Source organism: Ruegeria sp. CJ9 (assembly GCF_056536625.1).
On sequence record NZ_JBQFPY010000025.1, the window covers coordinates 1 to 4,382 of the forward strand.

General features: G+C 58.9%; 4 protein-coding genes. All 4 read left to right on the forward strand.

What is annotated here, in order from left to right:
- The 4 genes from ACR0AJ_RS21010 to ACR0AJ_RS21025 are packed head-to-tail and all read left to right on the forward strand — an operon-like array spanning position 1 to position 4,325.
- Positions 1-1,242, forward strand: coding sequence for a pyridoxal-phosphate-dependent aminotransferase family protein (locus ACR0AJ_RS21010; protein ID WP_480741857.1), 1,242 nt, complete (start codon positions 1-3; stop codon positions 1,240-1,242).
- Positions 1,243-1,270: 28 nt separating this feature from the next.
- On the forward strand, positions 1,271-2,467 hold the full coding sequence (locus ACR0AJ_RS21015) for a malate--CoA ligase subunit beta (RefSeq protein ID WP_170379915.1): 1,197 nt from the start codon (positions 1,271-1,273) through the stop codon (positions 2,465-2,467).
- Positions 2,467-3,354, forward strand: a complete 888-nt coding sequence (sucD, locus tag ACR0AJ_RS21020; RefSeq protein WP_170379917.1) for a succinate--CoA ligase subunit alpha — start codon at positions 2,467-2,469, stop codon at positions 3,352-3,354. The genes ACR0AJ_RS21015 and sucD overlap by 1 nt, the downstream gene beginning before the upstream one ends.
- Positions 3,354-4,325 carry a 2-hydroxyacid dehydrogenase gene (locus tag ACR0AJ_RS21025; protein WP_170352144.1) on the forward strand — a complete coding sequence of 324 codons (972 nt, stop codon included), beginning with the start codon at positions 3,354-3,356 and terminating at the stop codon, positions 4,323-4,325. Before sucD ends, ACR0AJ_RS21025 begins: the two co-directional genes overlap by 1 nt.
- Positions 4,326-4,382: the final 57 nt, after the last annotated feature.

The window sequence follows — 4,382 nt, forward strand, 5'->3', positions numbered from 1 at the left end:
ATGACTTTTCAGATTTATCCCACGCTTGAGATCCCCGAGACACTGGCTGCTGGTCCGGGGCCGGGCAATACCGATGCTCGTGTTTTGCAGGCCTTCGCCAATGCCGGGGTTGCGGATCACATGCAGGGCGACGTTTTGCGTGGGATGGTCGAATGCAAGCACATGCTGCGCAATATCTGGGGAACCGATAACACCTATACCTTTGCTGTGGCCGGTACCGGCTGGAGCGCATTGGACACAATGTTCTCCGCCGTGATGCCCGGTGATAAAGTCGTGGCCTTTGCCAACGGCACCTTTTCCGGCATTGATGCGCTGACCCTACGCATCAAGGCGGCCACGCCCGAGGAGCATGCCGCCAGCCCGCTTGATCCACAGGCTGCCAGCGTAACGGTCGTTGATGTTCTGCATGGACAGCCGGTCACTGGTGAACTGGTTGAAGCCGCGCTGGAACAGCACAAACCCAAATGGGCCTTTATGGCGCATTGGGAAACGGGTTCGGGTCGCGTCAATGATCTGCGTGGCTTCTCGGACGCATGCGAGCGTCATGGGGTGATGGGCCTGGTCGATGCGGTCTCATCCCTCGGCGTCGATGACTTTTCGATCGATGACTATCCGGGGATCGCCGGTTGGGCCTCCTGCCCTCAGAAGGGCCTGTGCTGCCTGCCGCTGACCTATGCACCGGTCAGCTTTACAGATGCCTTTATTGAATCTCTCAGAGCGACGGGTGCCTACAGTTATGTCCACAATCCTCTATTCGAGGCGCGTCACTGGGGTATTGTCGACGGTCAGGACGTCGAAAAGGGAACCTATCACAGAACCCATTCCGGATACGCAGTCGCCGCGTTCCATGAGTCCCTGCGTCTGACACTTCAGGAAGGTCTGGCCAGACGGTCAGCCTCGTACAAGACCCATGAACGCGTGCTGCGCGATGCTGTTACGGCCATGGGATGCGAGGTGACTTCTGACATGCCCAGCCTGGTCGTGCTGAATCTGCCGCCGGAACTGGCCGGGCGAGAGATGGAGCTGGTGCAGAACTGTCGGGCAAGGGGTTTTGGGATCTGGCCGACGCTCAGCGCGCCGGTTCAGGTACGCATCGGCATCCTCAATCAGCTCAACCGCCAGGCCGTCAGCCGGATCGTCCGCCTGTTTGCCGAAGCCATGAGGGAACTGGGCGGCAATGTCGATTTCGAAGAGATCGAGGCATTGCTCGAAAGCCGTTACGGCACATCGATCGCTGCTTGAACGCACTGCATGAACGGGAGGAATGCAGATGGATATCCATGAATACCAGGCGAAAGAGGTTCTTTCGAATTTTGGCGTCGCCGTACCGTCAGGTGCCTTGGCCTATAGCCCGGAACAGGCGGCCTATCGCGCCCGCGAACTGGGCGGAGACAAGTGGATTGTCAAAGCCCAGGTCCATGCGGGTGGCCGCGGCAAAGCGGGTGGCGTCAAACTGTGTAACAGTGAAAACGAGATCCACGAGGCCTGTGACGAGATGTTCGGCCGCAAGTTGGTGACCCATCAGACCGGACCGGAAGGCAAAGGCATCTATCGTGTCTATGTCGAGTCCGCTGTGCCGATTGATCGCGAGATCTATCTTGGTTTTGTTCTGGACCGCTCCAGCCAGCGGGTCATGATCGTAGCCTCCTCCGAAGGCGGGATGGAGATCGAGGAGATCTCGGCGGAACGCCCGGACAGCATCGTGCGCTCAATCGTGGAACCCGCAGTTGGACTGCAGGAATTCCAGGCCCGCGAGATAGCCTTCAATCTGGGCCTTGAGGCTCGTCTGGTTCAGCAAATGGTACGGACGTTGCAGGGTTGCTATGCCGCCTTCAGCGATCTGGACGCCACGATGGTTGAAATCAATCCACTGGTTATCACTGGCGACGACCGTGTGCTGGCATTGGACGCAAAGATGAGCTTTGACGACAACGCTCTGTTCCGTCATCCGCAGATCTCGGAACTGCGCGACAAAAGCCAGGAAGATCCCCGTGAAAGCCGGGCGGCGGACCGTGGCCTGTCTTATGTCGGGCTGGACGGCAATATCGGCTGCATCGTGAACGGCGCTGGTCTGGCCATGGCCACGATGGACACGATCAAACTGGCCGGGGGCGAGCCCGCGAACTTCCTCGATATCGGTGGTGGTGCCTCACCCGAGCGCGTGGCCAAGGCCTTTCGACTGGTTCTGTCCGACAAGAACGTTCAGGCGGTTTTGGTCAATATCTTTGCTGGTATTAACCGCTGCGACTGGGTCGCCGAGGGCGTTGTGCAGGCGCTGCGTGAGTTGGATATCGACATCCCGGTCATCGTGCGACTTGCCGGTACGAATGTCGAAGAAGGTCAAAAGATTCTCGCCAAATCCGGCCTACCGATCATCCGCGCCACCACTTTGATGGAAGCCGCTGAACGGGCGGTGGGCGCATGGCAGAATGATCTGTCCCAAAACACCAAGATGAGGGCCGTGTAATGAGCATTCTTCTCGACCGCGACACCCGCGTAATCGTTCAGGGCATCACTGGACGCATGGCGCGCTTTCACACAAAGGATATGCTGGCCTACGGCACCAATGTTGTCGGCGGAGTTGTTCCCGGCAAGGGTGGTGAAACCGTTGAAGGTGTGCCCGTTTTTGACACAGTCAAACAAGCTGTCGAGGCCACCGGCGCAGATGCAAGCCTTGTGTTTGTGCCACCGCCATTTGCCGCGGATTCAATCATGGAGGCCGCTGATGCAGGTATTCGCTACTGTGTCTGTATCACCGACGGTATCCCGGCGCAGGACATGATCCGCGTAAAGCGTTACATGTACCGTTATCCCAAGGACAGGCGCATGGTGCTGACTGGACCGAACTGCGCCGGTACAATCTCTCCCGGCAAGGCTCTGCTGGGTATCATGCCGGGCCATATCTACCTGCCTGGCAATGTCGGCATCATTGGTCGCTCGGGCACACTGGGGTACGAGGCGGCAGCACAGCTCAAAGAACGTGGCATTGGCGTTTCGACCAGCGTCGGTATCGGTGGCGATCCGATCAACGGGTCCTCGTTCAAAGATATCCTGCAACGGTTTGAAGAGGACGAGGATACCCACATCATTGCGATGATCGGCGAAATCGGCGGTCCGCAGGAAGCTGAAGCCGCGGAATACATCCGCAATCACATTACAAAACCGGTCATTGCTTATGTTGCCGGATTGACCGCCCCCAAAGGTCGAACCATGGGGCACGCCGGTGCGATCATCTCGGCTTTTGGCGAAAGCGCCAGCGAAAAGGTTGAAATCCTGTCCGCTGCTGGTGTGACCGTGGCCGAAAACCCCGCCGTGATTGGTGAGACAATCGCACGAGTGATGGAGGCTGCGTGATGGTTAAACCTTCGGTCTTAGTCACCCGTCGCTGGCCTGCCGCCGTCGAGGCGCAGCTGGCCGAAAACTACAACGCCGTGCTGAATACCGGGGACAAGCCAATGTCCCCGGCAGACATCCGGCGGGCGTTGAAAACCTATGATGCTGTCCTACCCACGGTCACCGACACGCTCAGCGCCGAGGCATTGGATGTGCCTGGCGCGCAGACTAAGATCATTGCCAATTATGGGGTCGGCTATAGCCATATCTGCGAACCTTCGGCGCGTGAGCTAGGCATGACGGTAACAAATACACCGGATGTCCTGTCCGAGTGTACGGCCGATCTGGCCATGACGTTGCTACTGATGGTTGCGCGCCGGGCAGGTGAGGGCGAACGCGAATTGCGCTCCGGCAAGTGGACCGGCTGGCGGCCGACGCATCTTGTGGGCACAAAGGTCAGCGGCAAGACGCTGGGCATCATCGGTTATGGCCGGATCGGCCAGGAAATGGCTCGCCGTGCCCATCACGGGTTCGGTATGAACGTCCTCGTCTATAACCGCAGCGAGGTGGCCGCGGACGTATTGGGCCAGTGCGACGCAACACAGGTGGACACGATCGATGATCTCTTGCCCCAGTGCGATTTTGTGTCACTGCACTGCCCCGGCGGCTCCGCGAACCGGCACCTGATCAACTCGCGCCGACTGAGCCTGATGAAGCCTGACGCATTCCTGATCAACACTGCGCGCGGCGAGGTGATTGATGAATGGGCTCTGATTCAGGCGCTGATGTTCGACATGATCGGTGGTGCGGCCTTGGACGTCTTCGACGGCGAGCCCCGCATCAGCCCGGATCTGCTGCAATGTGACAACCTCGTGATGCTGCCGCATCTGGGCAGCGCAACGCGCGAGGCCCGCGAAGCGATGGGCTTCCGCGTTCTCGATAATCTGAGTGACTTTTTCCAAGGCCGTGAACCACGTGACCGGGTGATCTGATGCAAGCGCTGGCCCAAAATATTCAGTCCCCCCTGAACCGTTCAAGCTATGCTGATG

What these genes read in the sequence shown, in the direction of transcription:
- ACR0AJ_RS21025 (WP_170352144.1), top strand. Translation starts at nt 3,354, where the DNA reads ATGGTTAAACCTTCGGTCTTAGTCACCCGTCGCTGGCCTGCCGCCGTC.
- sucD (WP_170379917.1), top strand. Translation starts at nt 2,467, where the DNA reads ATGAGCATTCTTCTCGACCGCGACACCCGCGTAATCGTTCAGGGCATC.
- ACR0AJ_RS21015 (WP_170379915.1), top strand. Translation starts at nt 1,271, where the DNA reads ATGGATATCCATGAATACCAGGCGAAAGAGGTTCTTTCGAATTTTGGC.
- ACR0AJ_RS21010 (WP_480741857.1), top strand. Translation starts at nt 1, where the DNA reads ATGACTTTTCAGATTTATCCCACGCTTGAGATCCCCGAGACACTGGCT.